The organism is Synergistales bacterium, assembly GCA_021736445.1.
In the GTDB taxonomy this organism is placed as follows: Bacteria; Synergistota; Synergistia; order Synergistales; family Aminiphilaceae; genus JAIPGA01.
On the sequence record JAIPGA010000016.1, the window covers coordinates 16,266 to 38,172 of the forward strand.

Here is a 21,907-nt window from a genome sequence, read left to right on the forward strand (position 1 = left end):
GTTCCCATGTCTTCCATGCTCACGATTGTCTGCACCGACCGCACCGGCCCGTCGCCGGAAGACGCCGGCACCGTCGACGCCGTTCCCGTGACGGTAGATTTCTCCCATCTCCGGGAGCACCACCGCAGGATGGGGACAAAGCACCTCGAGAACGTGGATGAATTCCTGGCATACTGGCACGGCGAGGCCGAACAGCGCTTTGCGGACCCCAGGGCGCGGGTGGTACTCATGGACGCCCCTACCGGCCGGGAGACCTTCGGGCAGGATCTGCAGAGGGAAGAAGGAAAGGACAGCCTGATCGCCATGGCCGTCTGGACCGTCGGAAGCAGGCTGGAGGAAGAGAGCGCCGAGATGGCCTCCCGGAACGGAGAACGGATACGGGGGCTCCTGCTGGATGTGACGGGAACGCTGATGCTCTTTGCCATCCACGACGCACTGCTGGACTGGCTCCGGAAGGGGGTGGCCGAACCCCGGGGGCTCAGCCTGACCGAGGAGTTCTACCCCGGATTCAGCGGTATCGACAGCCACATGATGGAACGCATCCAATCCGTCGGGAAGACAGGGGAGACCATCGGCGTGACGGCACGGAAGGGCTACGTCCTCCATCCCGGCAAGAGCCAGTGCTCCTTTGTCACCGTCGGCGAGGGCGAGGAGGGCATCCAGAAAGGCCCTCCTCCCTGCAACCCCTGTCTGGGCGTCCGCTGCCTCTACTACCAGCTCGGCGGCTGCCATCTGACAGCCAGGGGGAGGAGCCCCCGAAACGAGACCAGCCACACCGACCGTGCATCGACCACCACCAAAAAAGGAGGAACGACGCGATGACAAACCGCATTCTCCAATGGGCAAACGACCTGGGCAGGACACCTGTGGCCCCCCTGCTGGGGCATCCCGGGGCACCCCTGACGGGAACGACGCTGAAAGCGAATCTCACCGACCCGGCGACCCAGACGGCCAGCCTCAAGGCTCTGGAAGAGGCCGTATCGCCGGACGCGCTCTTTCTCTTCATGGATCTCACCGTGGAGGCCGAAGCGCTGGGCTGCAGCATCGAGTTCGACGACAACGCACCCCCTTCGGTGGAGCATTCGCCCATCACCGACGCAAGCAAGCTCGGCGATCTGGATACCTCCCAGGACCTCCCGGGCAGGATGAGCACCTTCGTGGAGGTCGTCAGACAGGCCAGGGACACCCTGGATACACCGATCAGCGCCTACACCATCGGTCCCTTCACGCTGGCATCGCAGCTCGCCGGCACCACAAACCTCTGCGTCTCCTGCATCAAGGATCCCGATTTCGTGAAACGACTGGTGGAACAATCCACGGAGGTCATCAAACAGTACGCCGCCGCCCTGGTCGAAGCGGGCGTGGAGGTGTACACCATTCTCGAACCGTCTGCCGTCATGATCTCGGCCCAGCACTTCGGCAAATTCTCCGGGCCCTACTGCAGGGAGCTCTTCGATTCCGTCCCGCAGGCCTGGAAGATCCTCCATATCTGCGGCAACTCCGGTCATCTCCTGGAGGCGATGTGCGCCACCGGCGCCGAGGGGCTGAGCCTGGACGCCAACGTGAGCCTCCCCGAGCTGGCCCGTCGCTGCCCCGGGGACGTGGCGCTCATCGGCAACATCAGCCCCGTCCAGACGGTGATGCAGAAGGACCCCGCAGCCATCCGCACAGCCGTGCTGGACCTGCGGAAAGAGATGGCGGAACACCCAAACTTCGTCCTCTCCACGGGCTGCGACCTCCCCCTGGGGACACCCATGGAAAACGTGAAGGCCTTCGTAGAAGCCGGGAAGGAACCGCTCTAGCCGCTTCAGCGGGAGCGGGAGGGCGGGCCGGGCTCCGGAACAGCCCACTCCGACAGGGAAGCTGTGCCGGACAGCCGAGCCCGACACCTCTACACAGCAGGAGGCCCGGCGGGGGTGCGCCCCCCGCCGGGCCTCCTGTATCGAACCCTTCCTTGTTCCTGCGGAGTGCTCCCCCCGGAGAGCCCGGCGGGTCCGCGCTGCCTTCCGCTACGCCAGCCCGAGCCGCTCCAGCGTCTCCTGTTTCGGGGCGCCGGTCTCCTTGTCCCATCCCCTGGCCTCGTAGTACTCGTCGAGCATGCCCTCGTAGTCGCTGATGGCGCTCTCGGGCTTGCCGCCGAACTTGCCGAAGGCCGGGCTCCTGCGCATCTTTTCGGGCAGCAGGTCGTCCTTGCGGGAGAGCCCCTCCCGCATGTTGAAGAGACGCTCCAGCACGAGGGTGCGTTCGCCCACCTCCAGCAGCTCCCGGCCGGTCATCTCCCAGCCGGTGGCGGCGTTGAGAAGCTCGGCGTCGCGGTCCACATTCATGCCGGAGAACATATAGAACTTGCAGGTCACCAGCACATCCGGCAGCTGCCCCGCATCCTGCAGGATGGCCACGTCGTTGCCCTTTCCGTGCTCCTCCAGGGCATCCACCTCGTTGGGGTCGCGCAGGCCGTAGGGCTGCAGATCATTGTCGCCCTTACCGCCGTCCCAGCCGCTGGTCTCGAAGGGATGGATATGGCAGAGCCCCCGCGGCGCCGTCCCGTAGGTCAGCGCCAGGGACTTGCCGCCCCGCGGGTCGTGGGCCGGCCCCTCCAGACCCTTGACGTGGATGGCGAGCTCCTCCGCCCTGGGCCCGAGTTCCTTCGCCGCCGCACGCACGCCGTCGGCCAGCAGGCTGTAGATCCGGCCCTCCCGGTAGGTGATCCGGCGCAAGCCCTCGGCGAGATCCTCCGGCTGGTTCCAGGCGATGTGGAGCCCCTCCAGGTCCTCCTCGGAGACAATCCCCTGTTCCCGGCACTCCATGAGGAAGGCCAGCTGCGCACCGGCGGAGATGGTGTCCAGGCCGTACTCGTTGCAGAGCCAGGAGGCATGCACAGCCGCATCGACGTTCTCGTTGCCGATGAAGGCGGTAAAAGCCGAGATCGACTCGTACTCGCCGCCCTCGTGCTCCGGCGTGGCGTAGGGCCCGTCGGGAACGTGGAGCCAGCGGCCGCACTGCATGGTGCAGCCCGAGTAGCAGCCCCGGGCCCTGATGAGGTTCTTTTTCTGGAAGTGAGTGGCCACCTCCTTGCCCTTGCCGAAGGAGTTGGACTGCCAGTTCCTCGTGGGCAGGTCGCCGGAGGCATCGGAGAAGGCGTAGCCCATCATGGTGCCCCCTTCCTTGAACCCGCCGCTCACCGGGTTCTGCAGCACCACCTTGTGGAATTCCCTGGACTTGGCGGCGAAGGTCTCTTGGTCAGCCAAGGTCACCTCTTTCGCACCCTTTACGGCGATAGCCAGAAGGTTTTTGGACCCCATCACCGCGCCTCCGCCGCAGCGGCCGGCGGCACGGTGGCTGTGCATGACGCTCGAAAAGAGCACGCCCTGCTCCCCTGCCGGACCGATGGAGAGCACCAGGTAGTCCTGACCTACCTCGTCCCGCACGGCGGCCTCCTTGTCCAGGGTATGCCTGCCCGCCAGGTGGGAGGCATCCTTCAGGGTCACCCCGTCGTTGTCAACGACGGCGTAGACGGGGTTCTCGGCGGCCCCCTGGACGATCAGAAAGTCGTAGCCCGCCTTCCTGAGGGCGAAGCCCACATCGCAGCCCATGCGGCTCTCCCCCCAGGCGCCGGTGAGGGGCGATTTGAAACAGATCTCGATGCTCCCCCCGCCGGGCACCCGCTGGTCCGTCAGCGGTCCGGTGCCCACCAGAAGCAGGTTGTCAGGGCCGAGAGGGTCCGTACCGGCTTCCATCCGGTCGTAGAAGAGCCGCGCGGCGTAGCCCGCGCCACCGATGTATCTCCGCAGGTCCCCCCGGAGCGGTTCCGCACTGCTCTGTCCCGTGGTCAGGTCGATCCAGAGCTCCGCTCCGGCATAGCCAGGTTGCGTCGTCATTTCACTACCTCCCCTATGATTGTGGTCTGTCGGGATGAACGAACGGGGACCCCACCCGGGTCCCCGTCGTTCTCACTGTAAATTGTAGCACGCACCGCCGGTGTGCCACCAACAGGGGCGCGCCCTTTGTCGCTGCTCCTACTTGCCGATATAGCCGTGCTCCACCAGGAAATCGCCGGCGATGTCCTCGGGCTCTTCGCCGTTGTCATAGCGGAGGTTCAGGGCGGCCATCGTCTTGGCGTCGATCTCGCCGCTGAGCTTCTCCACAATGTCGAGAACGGCGGGATACTCGTCGAGCGTCTCCATGTCGATCACATAGCAGGCGCTGTAGTCGGGGAAGTATTCCTTGTCGTCCTCCAGCACCTCCAGGTTGAGCTTCTTGATGCGGGAGTCCGTGGCGTAGGCGGCGATGACCTCAACGTCTTTGTTCTCGATGGCCTTGTACATCATGGCGTACTGCATGGGCAGCACCTTCTTGAATTCGATCCCGTAGGCCTCCGACCAGCCGGGGTAGGCGTCGGGCAGGGTGTCGAAGTTCTCGTCGCCGCCGAGCTTCCACTTGGGTGCGTAGGGCGCGAGGTCCGAGGCCTTCTCGAGGTCGTACTCCTCGGCGGTCTCCTCGCGGACGGCCATCACGTAGGTGTTGCTGAAGCCCAGGGGCTTCGCCCAGGTAACGTTGAAATGCTCTTCGAAGCCCTCCTTGACCTTCTGGTAGGACTCCTCGGGAGGCAGATTCTCGCCCTCGTAGCGGAGGATCCCCCGGAGCATGGTCCCCGTCCAGGAGGGGAAGATGTCCACCTCGCCGCCGCGCATGGCCTGGAAGACCACCGCCGAGGCGGCGAAGTTGGTGTTGATCTTCACGTTGAGGCCGGAATACTCCTCGATCAGGTGCTTGGCCATCCAGGCGAGCACCGTGGTCTCGTTCACCGTCTGGCTTCCCACCATGATGGTGCCGTCGTAGTCCATGGGATCGGTGTGACCTGACGCCAGCGCGGCGCTCCCGGTGTTGACTGCCGCAAAGGCCATCAATACGAATACCGCAGCGATCAGAAAACCTTTCATACGCATATTCTACAGCTCTCCTTTCAATCCTGGGGCTCTGTTGCGCCCCCTCTCTCCCAAAAGGGCCCGTTCCGAAGAACAGACCCTCCTCACACTGCCTCCCTCTAGATCAACCCTCTCCGGCTGAGGAAGTCGTCGGCGATGTCCTCAGGCTCCTCGCCGCTGTCGTAGCGCATATTCAGCTTACCCATGGTCTCCACGTCGATGGTGCCGCTGAGCCGACTGAGGATCTCCTTGACGGCGGGGTACTTGTCCAGGATATCGAGTTTCACCACGTAGCAGGCGCTGTAGTCGGGGAAGAAGTTCCTGTCGTCTTCAAGGGTCACCAGGTCGAGTTTGGGAATACGGGAGTCCGTGGAGTAGGCGGCGATGACCTCCACCTCGTCCTTGGCGATGGCCATGTACATCATGGAATACTGCATGGGCAGCACGTCATCGAATTCGATGCCGTAGGCCTTGGACCAGCCGGGATAGCAGTCTGGCCGGATGTCGAAGTTGTTGTCCGTGCCCAGGGTCCAGTCTTCTGCATAGGGTTTGAGGTCCGAGGCCTTCTCAAGGCCGTACTCCTCGGCGGTCTCGCGCCGGACGGCCATGATGTAGGTGTTGCTGAAACCCAGGGGTCTGAGCCATGTGGCGTTGAAGTGTTCCTCGAAGCCCTCTTTGACCTTCTGGTAGGACTCCTCGGCGGAAAGCTTGGGGCCTTCATAGCGGAGGATCCCCGTCAGCTGGGTCCCCGTCCAGTTGGGGTAGATATCCAGCTGGCCGCGCTGCATGGCCTGGTGCAGCACGGAGGATGCCTGGAAATCGGTAGTAATGGTCGTGTCCAGCCCGGTGTGCGTGTCGATCAGTGTCTTGGCGATCCAGGCCAGCACGATGGATTCGTTCACCGTCTGGGCACCGATACTCACCGTACCCTCGTACTCCATGGGATTCTCCTCGGCGTAGGACGCTGCAGGAGCAACAAACCCTGCTGCAACAAAGAGGCACACCACCGTCAGTGCAACAAACCATATACCATTTCGCATGTACTGAACCAACTCCTTGTATGGATTTTCGCCCCGCAACCGGGACGTACTGCACAGCTTGAAGCTTTATTGGGCTTGGGCGTTCGCCGCTTCCAGCCGTTCCTCAGCCTTCCGTTTCAGACGTTCGGCCTTCTGCTCGGGGCTGAAATGGCGCTGGAGCATCTTGATCCCCTGGTCGGCGATCAGGGCCAGGATGGTGGCGGGGATAGCGCCGGCCAGAACCACCTCGTTGCGGATGGAGGCGAGCCCCGAGAAGATCAGCTTCCCCAGCCCTCCGCCGCCGATGGCCGAAGCCAGCGTGGCCGTCCCGATGATCCAGACCATGGCCACCCGGATCCCGGCGAGGATCACCGGCCGCGCCAGCGGCAGCTCCACCCGCATGAGGATCTGCATGTCTTTCATCCCCATCCCCCGCGCCGCCTGGGTCAGCTCGCTGGGGACATTCTTGATGCCCGTATAGGTGTTCTGCAGCACCGGCAGCATGGCGTAGAGGAAGAGCGCGCAGATGGCGTTGTCGTTGCCGATCCCGAAGACGAAGATGAGAAAACCGAGCAGCGCCAGGCTGGGGATGGTCTGAAAGACGTTGGCCACGCCGATGATGTAGGGTGTGATCTTCTCGTTCCGCGTCAGGTAGATCCCCAGGGGGACACAGAGCGCCAGGGTGATCCCCAGTGCGATGCCGGAGATCATGATATGTTCCATCGTCAGGTTGAGGATGCGCATATAATAACGCGTTACATATTCATAAAATAATACCCAGAAGGACTGGTCACCGTACATAATGTGTCACTCCTTCTCCGAGGCAACGGCTGTCCGCGACAACCGGCCGATGGCGAGTTTGGCGACCTCGCCGCTGGTGATGATACCCAGGAACATCCCGTCTTCGTCCACCACGGGTATGGGCATATCCCTGTCGGCAAGCATCTCCGCCGCATCGCGCATGTTGGCGTCGGCCGAACAGAGAACCCGGTTCTGCCGGACGCCATCCCTGGCTGTCCCGTCTCTCCTGGCCGCCCGTTTCAGCAGCGAGGCATGGGCCATGCCGACCCACTTTCCCCGCTTGTCGACAACCTGGGCGAACTCCACGTCTTCGTCTTCCATCATATCCAGGACATCCTTGGCGCCCCTGCTGGGACGCACCTGGATGGTCGGCGGCGCAACGAGGGTATCCACTGGGCTCTCCGGCGAGATCTGGGAGAGCCGGTCCTCGCCGATGAAGTTCTTGACGAACTCCGTGGCGGGTTCCTCCTGGAGCTCCTCCGGCGTCCCCATCTGCTCCACCTTGCCGTTGCGCATGAGAACGATCTTGTCGGCCATCTTGATGGCCTCGTCCATGTCGTGGGTGACGAAGACAATGGTCTTTTTCATTTGCTCCTGCATCAGGAGAAACTCGTCCTGCAGACTGCCCCGGCTCAGCGGGTCCAGCGCGCCGAAGGGCTCGTCCATGAGGATGACAGGAGGATCGGCCGCCATGGCCCGCAGCACGCCGATGCGCTGCTTCTGCCCGCCGCTGAGCATTCCGGGCAGGCGGTGCCGGTATTCCCGGGGCGGCAGATTGGCCATTTCCAGCAGCTCGTCCACACGCTTGGTGATCTTCTTCTGCGGCCATTTGAGCAGCCTGGGGACGATGGCGATGTTTTCGGCCACCGACATGTGGGGCATCAGGGCGATCTCCTGGATCACGTAGCCCAGGTCGCGGCGGAGCTGCACGGCGTCGATGCTGTAGATGTCCCGGCCGTTGACGTAGATCGTGCCCTCCGTACAGTCCTCGAGCCGGTTGACCATCTTCAGTGTGGAGGTCTTCCCGCAACCCGAGGGACCGATGAAGGTGACCAGTTCGCCCTCTTCAATCCTGAGATTGAGATCGTCCACTGCCCTGGTTTCATTGGGGTACACCTTGGAAACATGTTCAAAGAGCACCATGGCTTACAAGGCTCCTTTCGTCTCTGAAGGTGGCGTCGCCTGCACATCGATGAGCGTGGGACACTGCCTGGCAAAGGCGCGTTGCAGTGCCTGCTCCGTCTCCGCGCCGTTTTCCACAGCCTCGTAGGCGATACCGTAGGCTCCGGCAAGGGATTGCAACTCCGGTCCCCGGAGGTCCACGGCGATACGTCTTCCGGGCTGGAGCACCGCCTCGTTGCGGCGGATCTCGCCGTACCCGCCGTCGTTCCAGATCATGATGGGCAAGGTCAGCCCCTCCTGGGCGGCCACGGCCAGCTCGGGCAGGGTGAACTGGAAGCCGCCGTCGCCGGAGAAGACACAGACCGGCGCCGTCGGCTCAGCCAGCTTGGCGCCGATCGCTCCGGGCAGGGCATACCCCAGCGTGCCGAACCCCACAGGGTGGTGGAAGGTCCGCGGGTGCCGGGCGGGGAACTCGCTGAGGGCCACATAGGCGGCCCCGGCCATGTCGATAAAGAGCTTCCCCTCCTCCGGCAGACCTGCGCGCATCCCCTGCAGGACATCGAGCATGAGCGGGAACTCTCCGCCCATACCGGTGATGCCGTTGACCTCCTCCCGGGAGCGTTTCACCAGGCCGGCCACCGCGGTGACGGTGTCCCATCCGATCGGAATCGCAACGTCCAGGCGCTCCATCAGGGCGGAGGCGGCTTCCGCGGCGTCCCCCCGGATGCCGATATCGGCACGGAAATTCCGGTCGAAGTTGGCGGCGTCCACATCCACCTGGATCAGGCTCCCGCCGAGCTGCAGCGGGAACTCCCAGAGATCGGCGGGGGAGATCTCCGTCCCCACGGCAAGCATCACATCGCAGCCGGCGACATACTCCCGCACCGACGGCAGGTGGATCCGGGTGCCGATGCAGAGAGGATGGTCCTCGCTCACCACGCCTTTTCCGGCCATGCTCTGCAGCACAGGCATATCGAGCCGCTCGGCCAGACGGGTGAGCTCTTCGGCTGCCCCCGCGGCTCCGCCGCCGAGATACATCACCGGCCGTTCGGCCCCGGCGAGTCGCTGGGCGGCCGCATCGAGCTGCGTCCCGTCCAGGGGCGGCAGCGGGGAGGGGCCCTTCGGATCGGGGATGGGGGCCTCCTCCCGGCAGGCGCCGTTGATGACATCCATGGGAACCGCCACATGGACCGGCCCGGGGCGTCCCGTTACAGCCAGGCGGAAGGCATCGGCCAGCGCATCGGGGATCGCTGCGGCGCTGGTCACGCAGCGGCTCTCCTTGGCCACGGCCCCCATCACCGTTGTGGCGTTCCGCAGCTCGTGGAGAAATCCGCAGCCCTTGCCGATCCAGGCAGTGGGGATCTCGCTGGAGATCACCACCATGGGCACCGAATCGTGGTAGGCCTCGCCCATGGGGGTGAGGATGTTGGTCATGCCGGGCCCGGAGATGACCAGCGCCACCCCCACCTGCCCGGTGCTCCGTGCGTAGCCGTCGGCCATGAACCCCGCGCCCTGTTCGTGCCGGGTCGTGACATGACGGATACCGCTGTCGTACAGCGCATCGTAGATACCGAGATTGTGGATCCCCGGAATACCAAAGATGGTGTCCACACCCTGGGATTTCAAGGTTTGGACAACCAGTTGGCCTCCTGTCGCCAATTCCATACAACCACCCTTCTCGTGTCAAAATCATGGTAGACGGATCGCTCGGAAAAGAGAATCGAAATCGTTGGGCTTCAAAAAAGCGCATGAATAGTATGTATTGTACATCGCAGACGCCCCAGCGGCTTCCGCGTGGCTGAGGCAGGGGGAACCACAACACTGTGGCCTTGACTGGCAAGGCACTGGGTGCAAACGAGTTCGTTCAGGAAGTGCTTCTCGCTGCATGCAGATCATGCGAGGGGGAGGCGGCCAGTGCCGCGCATCTACGGAGCCGCGAACAGACAGGACGGTACGGAAAAGAAATATCGATAGATGATACGCGCATCTGCGGACAGTACCCCTGTACTCAAAGCACCTCGCTGTCCACAGAGGTCACTCGCTGCACTGCGCAGCATGAAGGTATGATAGGGGATACGGGCCAAAAAGTCAACTATGGGCGAAGCCGTAGATGGGTCTCATTGCTCTGTACAGCCCGCCCATAGCCTGCTATTGATTAGGTTTTTGCCGTCATGCGACCCGACGGACCCGCTTGGCCTTGCCGTCCCAGCGCTCCAGCGTCCCGGGACGCTCCAGCCGACAGCCCACGCGGACGCCGAGGAGCGAGAGAAGCTGGTGGGAGGTCTTCCTGGTGAGCTGCGCCATGGCTTCCCCGGAAAGCGGCTCCGCCGCCTCGCTGACCACGGTGAGCTCGTTCATGCCGCCCCGCTCGCTCACCTCCAGCATGTAGTGCATGGAGAGCTCCTCCACCCTGCCGAGGGCCACCTCCACCTGAGAGGGGAAGACATTGACCCCCCGGATGATCAGCATGTCGTCGGTGCGCCCCCGGATGCGCTCGATCCGCGTCCCCTTCCGGCCGCAGCCGCAGGTGCCGGGGAGCACCCGGGTGATGTCCCGCGTCCGGTAGCGGACCACCGGCATGGCCTCCTTGCCCAGCGTGGTGATCACCAGTTCGCCCTCCTCGCCCTCAGGCAGCTGCCGGCCCGTATCGGGGTCGATCACCTCCGCCAGAAAGAGCCGGTCGTCGATGTGGAGACCGCTCTGGGCGGGGCATTCGATGCCCACACCGGGCCCCATAACCTCCGAAAGGCCGTAGATATCCAGCGCCGTGATCCCCAGGTCGTCCTCCAGCCGAATGCGCATCTCCTCGGACCAGGGCTCGGCGCCGAAGATCCCCACCCGGAGATTGAGCCGGTCGCGGTCGTCCATGGCCCTGATCATCTCGCCGAGTTTCAGCCCGTAGGAGGGCGTGCAGGCCAGCACCGTCGAGCCAAGATCCTCCATGAGCATCAGCTGCCGTTCCGAGAAGCCGCCGGAGGCCGGGATCACCGTGGCCTCCAGGTCCTCCGCGCCGTAGTGGAGCCCCAGTCCTCCGGTAAAGAGCCCGTAGCCGTAGGCCACCTGCACGATGTCCTCGGCGCCCACGCCGGCGATGCGCAGACAGTCGCCCATGGCCTGGGACCAGAGGATAAGATCCCTTTTGGTGTAGGCCACCACCGTGGGCTTGCCGGTGGTCCCCGAGGAGGCGTGGATCCGCATGAGATCTTTGGGATCGCAGGCGAGCATCCCCAGGGGGTAACCGTCCCGCAGGTCGTCCTTGGTGGTGAAGGGCAGCAGGGAGAGATCGCCTGGATCCTTGATATCGTCGGGGAAGACCCCCGTCTCCTCCATCTTCGCCCGGTAGGCCGGGGCCTTCTCCCACATTCGCCTGACCAGTCCCTGCAGACTCTCTCCGCTTGTCTCCACTCTGTACATCATTCCTATCCCTCCCTGGGTGATATAAAGGTACAAAAAAAGGACCCCCACCGCTTTTGGGTGAGGGCCCTTGCTCTCGGGTGTCCAGCGCGATCAGGCGCCGGTCCCTGGAGCAGGACCCGCGCTAAAAAAGAAGAAAAACCGATTGGCAGTGCGTACATGTTGAATCTGGCTGGACCGTATCATCCGGTACCTCCACAAGGGACATGCCGTCCCTTTTGATGGTTGGGTTTATACCACAGCGGTCCGGAGGCGTCAAGGGCAGAGGCACCCCTGCGGCCGGACAGCGAACGCGTCACCCCTCTCCGGGACCAGGGACATGCCGCCCGCGAAGACAGAGGTGGCATGTCTATTACAGGCCCGCCTCGGCGAGCGCATCTTCCAGCTCTGGCGACAGCTTGACCCGCTTCGCGCGGAGGGTGCGGAAAAGCCGCTCGATACCAGGGATGTTGGAGCACAAAAGCTTGACCGAGCTGCCGTCGGTCAGGCGAAAACACAGCCCCCAATCTTTCCGGCCCGCCAGAAGCAGGGCATGCCCCGCCAACCGTGGGTTTGTAACGGCCAGGAGTGGCAACAGCCCTCGGGGGGGCCTATAGCTCTTAAATTCCACAGTGTCGATCCGGTGAAAGGGCATCTCGTACTCCTTTCCGAACCTGCTGACACGCACCCCCTCCGGCTGGATACTGAGGTAAAAGGAAGAATATTTGGCCGTCCAGTACAGGGCAGAGGCCCACATGAAAGCCAAACTCCAGAAAAAGAGCGTCGCATAGGCATAACCGGTGTGGAAATCGAGAATACGGCCGTTCCCCTCAATCTCTAAAACCATTGCGAAGGGAAGCGCAAAGAAGACCCCTGCTCCGATCAGGCCAACAATATCAGGGATGAGCGACGTAGACAGCCTGGGGTAGGTAAGTGCCCCCGGGGGTGGTGTGTTTCTGCGAGGAAACAGGAAGAGGAGCAGCAGAAACGGCAGAGGGAACAGGGCGAGATGACGGTAGGGGTAGACTAGCCTTTGGGGGGCGGGGTCAGTAACGGCGCCGACCGGGTCCAGGAGTAGTACGTCGAGGAATTCCGGCCCTGCCTGGGTGGAACGTTTGATGTACAGCTGGAGTCTGTTGTCTCCCATATCTTCGATGGTTTCGGCAAAAAAGGGTTCGCTGGCGTGGAAGTAGGCCCTCCCCGCACCGTCGCTCTCCGCCCAGTACCCAGTGCCCAGTGGATGGGCCGCAGCACGCTGTATCTCTGAAAAAAAGTGCGCCCATTGGGGGCTGGAGACTGTGCTCTGAGCTTTCGAATTGATAAAGGGCGCGATAGGCTGGAAGGCGCTGCTGGAGCGGATAAAGCGCCTTGCCGCCCCCATTGCTCCCCATGTGTTCCTCTGCGGGGAGAAGGTGGAACGGTATTCTTCTCCCATATCGGCAACCTTGATACGGACAAAGAGACCTGTCCGAAGGAAAAAGAAAAAGGTAAGGGCCAGCAAAAGCAGGGAAAGCATGGCTATTCTCCGGTAGAGTTCTTTCACAATACTTGATCCCCCCTCCATTCGGCTGTGCTCAGTAAAGCTCAACCTTCTTCCAGATCATTCCGCCATCATCGGATCTATAAAGGGACTGCCGAGTGCCCAGGAGCAATCCGCCATCAGCAAGGGAAATGAAGGAAAAGATCTCGGAATCGGAAAGATTTGTCGCCCTGGCCATCCGCTCTCCCGTTTCCGGATCGGTGACGAACCGGAAAAGAGTACCGGTATTGCTCAGAGCCACTACGGTATCTGACGAGTCTGCCGCGAATATCTGCCGGAAGAATCGGGAGGTTGTATACTGGTATCCCTGCATTCGATTGGCCGTCTGCAACGAGTCCTCTTCAGGTGCTCCCCGCCAGAGATCGAGGCGGGAGGAGCCCCAAAGAGATCCGGTGCCGTCGAAGGCGACAGCACATCCATCGGGGGGAGTCTTCATGGTTCTCCAGGTGGCCCCGCCGTCCCGGGAAAAAGAGATACCGTAATCCGTCGCCACGGCTGCAGCGTTGCTTCCGTCTGTGGCAAGGGATCGGAAATACTTGCCCTCGATTCCCTCGACCTGTTTCCAGCTCTTCCCGGCATCATTTGAGCGGAACAACCCCTGCATCCAGGTGATGGCAAAGACAGCCTCTCCCGCTTCGGCGAGCGCCACCACATCGCCGGCCCCGGATTTCTCCGTGTTGTCGTGAAGCCTGCCCAGGGCTGACGGGAGACTGACCCTGGTCCACGACGTACCACTGTCGGTGGACCGGTAGATCCCTCCCGGGCCTCCGGCAAGGAGGAGATCCCCTTCCAGATGAAGAAGCGCCGTGCAGGGAGCCCCGATGCCTGTCTGCCCCGCATCTTCCCAGGATTCTCCATCAGGGGAGCGGAAGAGCCTTCCCGATTGTGTGAGGGCCAGAACCCCACTCTCTCCCGTTTCGGCAAACCCTATGACCGGGTCGAAGATCGGCAGCGGCATCCATCCTGTACCGTCCTGTTCCGCCAGGAAGAGCCCATTGGCTGCTGTGCCCACCACCATCTGGTCACCTACTGATTCCAGGGCCCATATCGAGGAGGCCCGCTTTCCTCTGGCAGGAACCGGCTGCCACCTGTCCTTTCCGGAAGGCAAGATATGGCAGCCCCTGGTCTCTGTTCCAGCCCACACGCTATCGTCCTTCGCTATCCTCAGCACCTGGACGTTGGTCTTTTCGGGAAGCCCTGCCGAATCAGAGATCCAACCATTTTGGTTCCACCTGAAGACACCGCCTTCAAGACACCCCGCATAGAGAGACGCCGAGGAAGGCGACCACGCCAGCGCAAGGACGAAGGGGTTGGGGAGGTCGTCCGAGATGCCCTGCCAGCTCATCCCCCCATCGTCGGAGGAAAAGACACCCCCGCCGAAGGTTCCGGCCCACAGCCGGCCCGATTCGTTTTCGGCTAATGCCGTCACCAGGTGATCGTCCAGCTCTCCTTTGGCTTCGTGCACGTCCCCGCTCTGTCCGTCCTGCCATAGAAGCCCCTCGTTCCAATGCAGGGTGATGAGTTTTCCTGAAGCGGTTACATGGACGTCTCGAATCCAGCCGTCGTTCCTCATGGGCGTCCAGGAGTCTCCACCGTCATCTGAATGGAGCAATGCCTCGTAGGTGGCGAGATAGAGAGAACCCTGCCGGCTTCGGTGCAGGGAATAATGATAGGAAGAAGGGAGCCTTTCTCCCAGATAGTTCCAGGAGCGCGTTCCCACTGGAGAGTGGTAGATTCCCGCTCTTTCTGCTGTGGCAAGATAGAGCCCGCCCTGGCCGTCGGCCTGGAGCGCCAGGACAGGAGGTTTCTCCTGCGCTGTATTCACGGCAGTGGCAGCGGAGGGGCAAAGCAATGAGCCAAACAGAATCAGCAGGAGGGCGATGGACAACCCCCGGTTTCCTGGGATCATCGGCAAACTGCACAATACCTGAAGTTTCTGCAATGTCCTCATCACTCCCGGTAGCGCCATGCGTATAGTCCGCCTCTCTCCTCGTCCCTGGAGAAAACGACCGGCTTCCGCCGGGAAACAAAAGCGCCCATGCCCACGAACAAGGTTGATTTGCTGCTCTGATTTATTATTATGTTTTAACCCCGCGACAATGTCAATCCCAGGAACAACTTCTGCGGCCGAACAGTGAAAGGATCACCCCGGCCGGGGAGCTTTTCCCATACGGCAGCGTCCTCCCGCTCCGCGTTATGTATTCAGACGAGGCGTGCTCTCGAAGCACCTTGTTCACCCCCCCATCCACATGGAATGTGACTGGACTCTCCCTGCGGAAAAGTGCGCTCCCGGACAGAGGATGTCAGTAGCCCAGGTCCCGCTTGCGCTGTTCGAACTCCTCCCTGTCGATATCACCCCGGGCGTACCGGTCCTTCAGCACTTCCAGGGGAGGCTTCTTCTCCGGTTCCTTCCTGAACATGGAAACCGCAAGGGCCACAATGCCGACCACCACGACCACGCCGATGAGCATGCCGCCCCATCCCATTCCCCAGCAATTTCCGCCAAAGAAATGCATCTTCATTCCTCCTTCGCTCTCTGCATGGAACACAACCTCCATAGAGGGGAGAACAGCGTTGTGTCCCACAATCAAGAATACCCCAAGGGATACACGTTTCCATCAGCCACATAGCGCAGGAAGAGCACCATACTCCTCAGGAGGCGGACCAAAAAACGGAGATTCACCAACGATCCGCCGCTCAGGTTTTCCCTTGACTCCCCCGGCCTGTCCGTACACAATGAATGCATGACGGCAAAACAGAAAACCCACGCGTCGCCGCTTATTGTCCTTGGTCTGGGGATCCTGGCCATCTCCACAGGCGCCATCTTCGCCCGCTTCGCCGAGGCCTCGCCGCTGGTGATCTCCGGCTACCGCGCCGGTCTGGCGGCGCTGATCCTGATGCCTGCGGCCCTGGTCTGCTGCCCCAGGGAGCTCAGGAACCTCTCGAAACGCGACCTGCTCTACGTGATCATCGCCGGCGTCTTCCTGGCGCTGCACTTCATCACCTGGATCACCTCGCTCTTTTTCACCACCGTGGCCAGCAGCGTGGTGCTGGTGGAGACCATCCCCGTCTGGACGGCCATCCTCTCGCCCTTCGTCACCGGCGACAGGGTGCCGAGGCTCCAGAAGATCGGCATCGCCCTCAGCGTGGGCGGGGCGGTCATCATCGGCGCCGGCGACTTCGCCATCGGCGGCAGGGCCTTCACCGGCGACCTGCTCGCCCTGGCCGGGGCCCTCTGCGCCACCGCCTACTTCCTCACCGGGCGGGTGGTGCGCCCCAAGATGTCGCTGCTGAGCTACACCGCCATCTGCTACACCTCGGCGGCGGTGGTTCTCTGGATCATCATCGCCTTTCTGGGACTCCCCGCCTTCGGCTACAGCCAGACCACCTGGATCGCCTTCTGGGGCATGGCCATCGTCTCGCAGATCCTGGGGCACAGCAGCTACAACTGGGCGCTCCGCTACGTCACGCCCAGTCTGGTCTCCGTGGCGCTGCTGGGCGAGCCGATCTTCAGCCCCATCTTCGCCTGGTTCCTCCTGGGCGAGGCCGTCCCGCCGCTGACCTACCTGGGCGGTGCTTTCATCCTCACCGGCATCTACGTGGCCACCCGGGGCGAACAGAAGAAGAAGGGCGAGATCCCCGAGGCCCCGGACACGCCCGCATAGCCACTCCACACAGTAAACGCGGCTCCCTTCCGTTCGGGATGGGAGCCGCGTTGTCATGCACGCAGTGCTACGGGATCTATCGGCCGGAAGTCCCCCCGGCCTGCCGGGCCTTCCGTTTCTTGCGCCATTCGGAGATGAAGGGCCAGGAGACGGAGAGGACGGAGAGCCCGAAGAGCACGTTGCAGATGGTGGAGCGGAAGAAGATCGTCATGTCCCCCTGGGAGACCATCAGCGCCTGCCGGAAGGACTGCTCCATCCCGCCGCCCACCACAACGGCCAGAATGAAGGGCGCGATAGGGATCTTGAGTTTTTTCATCAGATACCCCACTACACCAAAAACCAGCAGCAGGAAGAAGTCCACCACGCTGTAGTTGATGGTGTATACCCCCACGAAGGCCAGGCCGACAATGAGCGGGTAGAGGTACTTGGGCTTCACCGAGAGCACCCGCACCAGCAGCCCCGCCAGGGGGATGTTGATCACGGCGCAGGCGATGTTGCCCATGAACATGCTGGCGATGATCCCCCAGGCCACGTGGGGATGGTGCTCGAAGAGCATGGGCCCCGGGTCGAGCCCGAGGATGAGCAGCGCCCCGAGCATCACGGCGGTGGTTCCCGACCCCGGCACACCCAGGGTCATCATGGGGATCAGCGCACCCACCGACGCGGCGTTGTTGGCCGCTTCCGGCGCGGCGAGCCCCTCGATGGTCCCGGTGCCGAACTTCTCGGGGTGCTTGGAGATCTGCTTCTCGTTGTTGTAGCCCATCATGGAGCCGATGGTGCCGCCCGAACCGGGGAGCACGCCCACAAAGAAGCCCACCGGCGTCTGCCGCAGGATGGGCCCGATGCTCTGTTTCCACTCTTCCATGGTGATCCAGATCTTGCCGAATTTCTCCTGCACCGGCTTGGCCGCCTTGGCGGCGATCTTCTCGTAGTTGGTGAAGACCTCGCCGATACCGTAGACACCGACGATCACCACAATGAAGTCGATCCCCGACTGCAGCTCCTGCACACCAAAGGTAAACCGCCGGACACCGGCCATGAGATCCATCCCCACGGTGGTCACCATCAGCCCCATGACAAGGGCGAAGAAGCCCTTGAGCAGCGACTTCTGTGTCAGCGAGGCCGTGGCGGAGAGGGCAAAGATCATGAGCATAAAGTACTCCGGCGGGCCGAACCTCAGCGCAAAGCGCGCCACCGGAAGCGCAAGAAAGACGAAGATCACTGTAGCGATCAGACCGCCGATAAAGGAAGCAATCGCCGAAATGGCCAGCGCCGCCTCCGCTCTTCCGTTCTGTGCCATGGGGTAGCCGTCGAAGGTGGCCGCCACGGCCGCCCCGTCGCCGGGCACGTTGAGCAGGATGGATCCCCTGGAACCGCCGTACATGGCGCCGTAGTAGATGGCGCACATCATGATCAGCGCCGTCTCCGGCTTCATGGCAAAGGTGAGCGGCAGCAGAAGGGCGATGCCGGTTGCAGGCCCGATACCGGGCAGCATGCCGAAGACCGTCCCCAGCACCGACCCGACAAGCAGCAGCGCGAAGTTCAGGGGATCGAGGACAACGGTAAATCCTAGTGCCAGATTCGTAAAGATTTCACCCATTGGATCTCCTCCTCACTCTCAGACAGGGCGCCGTCAGGGCAGCATGATCCTGAGCACCTTCTCGAAGACGTACCAGACGATGAAGGTGAACCCAAAACCCACCACGAGGGTGCCCCGCCATCCGCTCCAGCCGCCTGCCATCAGCAGCAGCCCACCCATGAAGATCAGCGTAGCGGGGATAAAGCCAACAGGTTCAAAAATCAGGGCGTAGACTATGCCGAGCACAATCGTTCCGGCGATCATGGCAAGACCCAGCTTGCTCGCCCCGAAGGCCTCCGTTGCCGCGCCTTCCTTTCTGCGCCTGAGGTCCTTGAGGATCAAAAGAACGCTCACGAAGAGCATCACCAGCCCAAGCCCCATGGGAAACAGCACGGGGGCCCAGGGGTTGCCGATGGATGCCTTGGGGAGCTGCATCGCCTGGACGGAATAGAGCAGACTGATCACCACACCGGCGATGCCTACCGTCAAATCCTTATGCATTGGAATCCCCCTCCCGAGTGAGAACGCTGCGAGGCGGACGCACCGCCCCGCAGCGTATGACGCACACTACCGGAATCGGCAGGAAACGTCCAAAGGCCCGGCCTACTGGCCTTTGTACATGTTGATGCTCTTCAGCAGGTCCTTGTACTGCTCGTTCTGCTTCTCGAGGAAGTCACCGAAACCCTCGGAACCCATGAAGGCCTTGGTCCAGCCGTTCTTGGTGCAGATCTCGTCCCAGGCCTCGGTCTTGACCATCTTGGAGAGCGCTTCCTGCAGGTGGTCAACGGCGTACTGGGGCATCTCGGGCGGGCCGAAGAGGCCGCGCCAGTTGATGAACTCCGTGTCGACGCCAGCCTGGCGGACGGTGGGCACCTGCGACATGGGGCCCTCTGCAATGGGTTCGGGGGAGGTGATGGCCAGCACCCGGATCTCACCGGACTGCATGGGGCCGACAGTCTCGGCCATACCGGTGGTCACCAGGTCGATGTGTCCGCCCATGGCGGCCGCGAGGCTCTGGCCGCCCTGGAAGGGCACGTAGGTGATCTCCTTCAGGTTCTTGACGCCTGCTGCCTTGGCCACCTTGAGGAACTGGATATGGTCCATGCTCCCCGGGGAGGAGGTGCCGCCGATGGTGACGCTCTTGGGATCCTTCCTCAGGGCTTCCATGACATCGCCCAGGTCCTCATAGGGGGAGTCCTTGGGAACGGCGAAGGCGCCGTAGTCGTTGATCAGCATGGCGATGGGGGTGACGTCCTCGTAGCTCAGCTCGGTCTGACCGGTGAGGTTGATGAGAAGCAGGGGCGGGGAATAGACGATGATCGTGTAGGGGCTGCCCTCGCGCTTCTGCACGTAGGAGAGCGCCACGCCGCCGCCGCCGCCCGGCTTGTTGGTCACCGGCATGGGCTGTTCGATGAGCCCCTCCTGGGTCAGCACCTTGGTGGACATGCGGATGGTGGTGTCCCAGCCGCCGCCCGGGCCCGCCGGCGCGATGCACTCGAAGGGCCTGGACGGATAGTCGTCATTTGCGGCCAGAGCCGCACCGGTAAAGGCTACCAGCAACGCAACTGCCAATCCTGTAAGCAGCAAACTCTTGCGAAACATATGCACAAAAACCTCCTTTGCACGTTCATCCGGATACACCCGGAGTTCCCTTTTGCCTGGAACCGCCCTCGCTCTTGCTCCGCGTCACCTACCACGCTCCTCTCGGTATCGGGATCGCCCTCTGGAATCTATCGACACAGGCGCCATCGCCTGTCCGACACAGCGTCATCCCCTGCGCTCCCGCTCCTCGCGGAACGAACGCAGGCAGGCCTGTCTGGCCCCCCGGAGATGCCGGCGCACAACCTCGACAGCCCATTCCTCGTCTTTCCTGCGCAGGGCCTCCACCATCTCCGCGTGCTCGTCGATGGCCACATCGCGGCGCTCGTGGTTGCGCAGACCCCGGCTGCGGAGCGGCTGCAGATAGTTGTGGTAGGTATGGACCAGCCGGATGAGACGGGGCCGCTTGCAGGTCTCCACCAGGAGCTCCGAGAAGGACCGCATGGCATCGAAGAGGGCGTCGTCCTCGCCGTCGTGGCTGTGCCGCCGGGCCTCCTCCACCAGCTCGTCCAGCCTGGCCAGCTCCTTCTCCGTCGCCTGATCCTTGGAAAAGGTGATCGCCAGCGTCTCCAGGGCCTCCCGGATGGAGTAGACCTCGATGATCGTGTCCTCGGTCACACCGGCGACCACAACACCCTTGCGGGGCACGTGCTCCACCAGCGCCTCCGCCTCCAGGCGGCGCAGCGCCTCCCGCACCGGCGTACGGCTGACGCCCATACGCTCGGCAAGCTCCGTCTCCACCAGGTGGTCTCCCGCCTCGAGCTCGCCGCGGAAGATCGCCTCCCGGAGCACCTTGTAGATATCCTCCCGGAGAGGGGCCACCTCCCGGGGACGTAGCTGTTCCAGCGCTGACTTCACAGAGATCACTCCGATCGTGTGCCGTAGCATCCAGGGTCCTGGATACAGGATACCCTAGGGATACGAATATTCTATACAACTGTCCCCTGCCCGTCAAGGCAGGGGACAGCATCCGCCGGTACATGATCATAAAGCACCAGTTGAATCGAAAAAAGAGAAGGGGAGGACGGCGTCAGGCAGGCAGCCGGTCCCGGGCCTGTTCCGCCAGCCGGGAGAGGCCGTGGCGCTCCAGTGTCTCCGGGAAGGGCCGTCCGGTGGGTTCGTCCCAGTGGTGTTCGCGGTAGTAGGCGTCGAGCATGGCCTCCCACTCGCCCCGCTCCAGGCGGGCGCCGGCGTAGCGGCCCTCCTGCAGGGGCTCCTCCATGAACCGCCTGGGCGGATAGTCGTGGCACCGGTCGAATCCGGCGTAGAGCAGATTGAAGGCCCGTTCCAGATTGTTCAGCCGCTCGCCGTAGGCCATCAGCGTTTCCCCGGAGGTCTCGATCCCGGTCAGGGCGCTGTAGAGCCCGGCGATCTCCTCGGGATGGTAGAGCTCGGCATCCATCCACGCCGAGGAGAGGGTGCAGAGCCCCATGCAGTCCAGCACCGCCTTGTAGCGCTCCTGCCAGGCCACCAGGGCGGCGCGCTGCTGCGGCGTGGCCTCCAGGCCGGGGAAGACGAAGCCGAAGAGGTCCTGCGATGTCTCCGGCCGCAGGGATCCCGCCTCGGCCTGATACTCCTGGGCCGGGGCGCCCCGCAGATGCCCCGCCGCCTTGGCGCTGGTGACGATACCGAGCGCCCAGGCCGGATGGGAACGGAAGCCCGCCTCCATGACGGCGTTCCCCTTCACCAGGTTGGCGTAGGGACGTGTCTCTTCTCCGAGGGAACGGCTGGCCGCGTCGAGCCCCTCCGCCAGCAGATCGCCGAAGCCGCGCCGATACCCGATGGCCTCGATCAGACCCAGCATGGCCCCACCGGCCCCCCAGCGCAGGGGGAATCCGATCTCCCGCTGCGCCAGCAGCCCGCGGTCCACAAGCTCCATCGCCCAGGCCACCACGGCGGAGGTGTGGTCGCAGTCCAGCCCCAGCTCGTTGACCAGCCGGTTGGCCCGGAGCAGCGTGCCGGCGTCCCGGACATCCACATTGGTGGCGAAGGCGCGGTACATATTGGCCTGCACCCCCTCAACCGTCGCACCGTCCACCGCAAAGAGGGCGCTGCAGGGCACAGGGCAGGAGAAGCAGGCGCGCCGGGCGATCATGGAGCGCTCCACGGCCTCCCTGGAGACCGCGGCGATGGCCTGATCGCTCCAGTACTCGGAGGTCATGTTGCGGACCCCGTGGGCCCTGGCCGAACCGTTTCTGAGATAGGCCCAGAGGGTGCCCCCCTCGGCGTGGACCCGACCGAAGGCGCTCTCCCGCAGCCGCCGC

18 protein-coding genes are annotated in these 21,907 nt (G+C 63.1%); 3 read left to right on the forward strand and 15 right to left on the reverse strand.

Annotated features, from left to right (window positions below; translation table 11 throughout):
* Positions 1 to 6 precede the first annotated feature (6 nt).
* Both K9L28_04285 and K9L28_04290 read left to right on the forward strand, forming a co-directional pair.
* The gene (locus K9L28_04285; GenBank protein MCF7935538.1) at positions 7 to 822 is read left to right on the forward strand and encodes a hypothetical protein; all 816 of its coding nucleotides are present in this window, start codon (positions 7 to 9) and stop codon (positions 820 to 822) included.
* Entirely contained in the window at positions 819 to 1,802 is a 984-nt protein-coding gene (locus K9L28_04290) for a uroporphyrinogen decarboxylase family protein (protein ID MCF7935539.1), read from the forward strand. Before K9L28_04285 ends, K9L28_04290 begins: the two co-directional genes overlap by 4 nt.
* Positions 1,803 to 2,009: 207 nt before the next feature.
* On the opposite strand, the gene K9L28_04295 is transcribed toward K9L28_04290, so the two are convergent.
* The 10 genes from K9L28_04295 to K9L28_04340 all read right to left on the reverse strand — a co-directional run bounded on the left by K9L28_04295 (position 2,010) and on the right by K9L28_04340 (position 15,316).
* Positions 2,010 to 3,878 carry an aldehyde ferredoxin oxidoreductase family protein gene (locus K9L28_04295; GenBank protein MCF7935540.1) on the reverse strand — a complete coding sequence of 623 codons (1,869 nt, stop codon included), beginning with the start codon at positions 3,876 to 3,878 and terminating at the stop codon, positions 2,010 to 2,012.
* Between the two features lie 138 nt (positions 3,879 to 4,016).
* Positions 4,017 to 4,940, reverse strand: a complete 924-nt coding sequence (locus tag K9L28_04300; protein ID MCF7935541.1) for a hypothetical protein — start codon at positions 4,938 to 4,940, stop codon at positions 4,017 to 4,019.
* 104 nt (positions 4,941 to 5,044) lie between these two features.
* The gene (locus K9L28_04305; GenBank protein ID MCF7935542.1) at positions 5,045 to 5,965 is read right to left on the reverse strand and encodes a hypothetical protein; all 921 of its coding nucleotides are present in this window, start codon (positions 5,963 to 5,965) and stop codon (positions 5,045 to 5,047) included.
* A 66-nt stretch (positions 5,966 to 6,031) separates the two neighbouring features.
* Complete coding sequence (locus tag K9L28_04310; GenBank protein MCF7935543.1) at positions 6,032 to 6,745, reverse strand: ABC transporter permease; 714 nt, start codon at positions 6,743 to 6,745, stop codon at positions 6,032 to 6,034.
* Between the two features lie 6 nt (positions 6,746 to 6,751).
* On the reverse strand, positions 6,752 to 7,888 hold the full coding sequence (locus K9L28_04315; protein ID MCF7935544.1) for a betaine/proline/choline family ABC transporter ATP-binding protein: 1,137 nt from the start codon (positions 7,886 to 7,888) through the stop codon (positions 6,752 to 6,754).
* A 3-nt stretch (positions 7,889 to 7,891) separates the two neighbouring features.
* Positions 7,892 to 9,532 carry a 5-guanidino-2-oxopentanoate decarboxylase gene (locus K9L28_04320; GenBank protein ID MCF7935545.1) on the reverse strand — a complete coding sequence of 547 codons (1,641 nt, stop codon included), beginning with the start codon at positions 9,530 to 9,532 and terminating at the stop codon, positions 7,892 to 7,894.
* A gap of 504 nt (positions 9,533 to 10,036) precedes the next feature.
* Entirely contained in the window at positions 10,037 to 11,284 is a 1,248-nt protein-coding gene (locus K9L28_04325) for a phenylacetate--CoA ligase (protein ID MCF7935546.1), read from the reverse strand.
* A 349-nt stretch (positions 11,285 to 11,633) separates the two neighbouring features.
* Positions 11,634 to 12,803 (reverse strand): hypothetical protein, encoded by a 1,170-nt coding sequence (locus K9L28_04330; protein ID MCF7935547.1) that lies wholly within the window; start codon positions 12,801 to 12,803, stop codon positions 11,634 to 11,636.
* Between the two features lie 31 nt (positions 12,804 to 12,834).
* Positions 12,835 to 14,709 (reverse strand): hypothetical protein, encoded by a 1,875-nt coding sequence (locus tag K9L28_04335; protein MCF7935548.1) that lies wholly within the window; start codon positions 14,707 to 14,709, stop codon positions 12,835 to 12,837.
* 394 nt (positions 14,710 to 15,103) lie between these two features.
* A complete protein-coding gene (locus tag K9L28_04340) occupies positions 15,104 to 15,316 on the reverse strand; it encodes an SHOCT domain-containing protein (protein ID MCF7935549.1) in 213 nt (70 codons plus the stop codon).
* Between the two features lie 228 nt (positions 15,317 to 15,544).
* Between K9L28_04340 and K9L28_04345 the strand changes: the two genes are divergently transcribed.
* A complete protein-coding gene (locus K9L28_04345; GenBank protein MCF7935550.1) occupies positions 15,545 to 16,465 on the forward strand; it encodes a DMT family transporter in 921 nt (306 codons plus the stop codon).
* A gap of 76 nt (positions 16,466 to 16,541) precedes the next feature.
* Here K9L28_04345 and K9L28_04350 read toward each other — a convergent pair whose 3' ends face one another.
* The 5 genes from K9L28_04350 to K9L28_04370 form a co-directional block, all read right to left on the reverse strand.
* Positions 16,542 to 18,065: a tripartite tricarboxylate transporter permease gene (locus K9L28_04350; protein ID MCF7935551.1), complete on the reverse strand. Its 1,524-nt coding sequence runs from the start codon at positions 18,063 to 18,065 to the stop codon at positions 16,542 to 16,544.
* A gap of 33 nt (positions 18,066 to 18,098) precedes the next feature.
* Positions 18,099 to 18,545 (reverse strand): tripartite tricarboxylate transporter TctB family protein, encoded by a 447-nt coding sequence (locus K9L28_04355; GenBank protein MCF7935552.1) that lies wholly within the window; start codon positions 18,543 to 18,545, stop codon positions 18,099 to 18,101.
* Between the two features lie 102 nt (positions 18,546 to 18,647).
* The gene (locus K9L28_04360; protein MCF7935553.1) at positions 18,648 to 19,646 is read right to left on the reverse strand and encodes a tripartite tricarboxylate transporter substrate binding protein; all 999 of its coding nucleotides are present in this window, start codon (positions 19,644 to 19,646) and stop codon (positions 18,648 to 18,650) included.
* Positions 19,647 to 19,811: 165 nt separating this feature from the next.
* Positions 19,812 to 20,501, reverse strand: a complete 690-nt coding sequence (locus K9L28_04365; protein ID MCF7935554.1) for a GntR family transcriptional regulator — start codon at positions 20,499 to 20,501, stop codon at positions 19,812 to 19,814.
* A gap of 172 nt (positions 20,502 to 20,673) precedes the next feature.
* Positions 20,674 to 21,907, reverse strand: a 1,234-nt coding sequence (locus K9L28_04370) for an aldehyde ferredoxin oxidoreductase C-terminal domain-containing protein (protein ID MCF7935555.1), incomplete at its 5' end; no start/stop codon positions are given.

What these genes read in the sequence shown, in the direction of transcription:
- K9L28_04340 (MCF7935549.1), bottom strand. Translation starts at nt 15,316, where the DNA reads ATGCATTTCTTTGGCGGAAATTGCTGGGGAATGGGATGGGGCGGCATG.
- K9L28_04310 (MCF7935543.1), bottom strand. Translation starts at nt 6,745, where the DNA reads ATGTACGGTGACCAGTCCTTCTGGGTATTATTTTATGAATATGTAACG.
- K9L28_04355 (MCF7935552.1), bottom strand. Translation starts at nt 18,545, where the DNA reads ATGCATAAGGATTTGACGGTAGGCATCGCCGGTGTGGTGATCAGTCTG.
- K9L28_04295 (MCF7935540.1), bottom strand. Translation starts at nt 3,878, where the DNA reads ATGACGACGCAACCTGGCTATGCCGGAGCGGAGCTCTGGATCGACCTG.
- K9L28_04305 (MCF7935542.1), bottom strand. Translation starts at nt 5,965, where the DNA reads ATGCGAAATGGTATATGGTTTGTTGCACTGACGGTGGTGTGCCTCTTT.
- K9L28_04300 (MCF7935541.1), bottom strand. Translation starts at nt 4,940, where the DNA reads ATGAAAGGTTTTCTGATCGCTGCGGTATTCGTATTGATGGCCTTTGCG.
- K9L28_04360 (MCF7935553.1), bottom strand. Translation starts at nt 19,646, where the DNA reads ATGTTTCGCAAGAGTTTGCTGCTTACAGGATTGGCAGTTGCGTTGCTG.
- K9L28_04325 (MCF7935546.1), bottom strand. Translation starts at nt 11,284, where the DNA reads ATGATGTACAGAGTGGAGACAAGCGGAGAGAGTCTGCAGGGACTGGTC.
- K9L28_04320 (MCF7935545.1), bottom strand. Translation starts at nt 9,532, where the DNA reads ATGGAATTGGCGACAGGAGGCCAACTGGTTGTCCAAACCTTGAAATCC.
- K9L28_04335 (MCF7935548.1), bottom strand. Translation starts at nt 14,709, where the DNA reads ATGATCCCAGGAAACCGGGGGTTGTCCATCGCCCTCCTGCTGATTCTG.
- K9L28_04350 (MCF7935551.1), bottom strand. Translation starts at nt 18,065, where the DNA reads ATGGGTGAAATCTTTACGAATCTGGCACTAGGATTTACCGTTGTCCTC.
- K9L28_04290 (MCF7935539.1), top strand. Translation starts at nt 819, where the DNA reads ATGACAAACCGCATTCTCCAATGGGCAAACGACCTGGGCAGGACACCT.
- K9L28_04285 (MCF7935538.1), top strand. Translation starts at nt 7, where the DNA reads ATGTCTTCCATGCTCACGATTGTCTGCACCGACCGCACCGGCCCGTCG.
- K9L28_04315 (MCF7935544.1), bottom strand. Translation starts at nt 7,888, where the DNA reads ATGGTGCTCTTTGAACATGTTTCCAAGGTGTACCCCAATGAAACCAGG.
- K9L28_04345 (MCF7935550.1), top strand. Translation starts at nt 15,545, where the DNA reads ATGACGGCAAAACAGAAAACCCACGCGTCGCCGCTTATTGTCCTTGGT.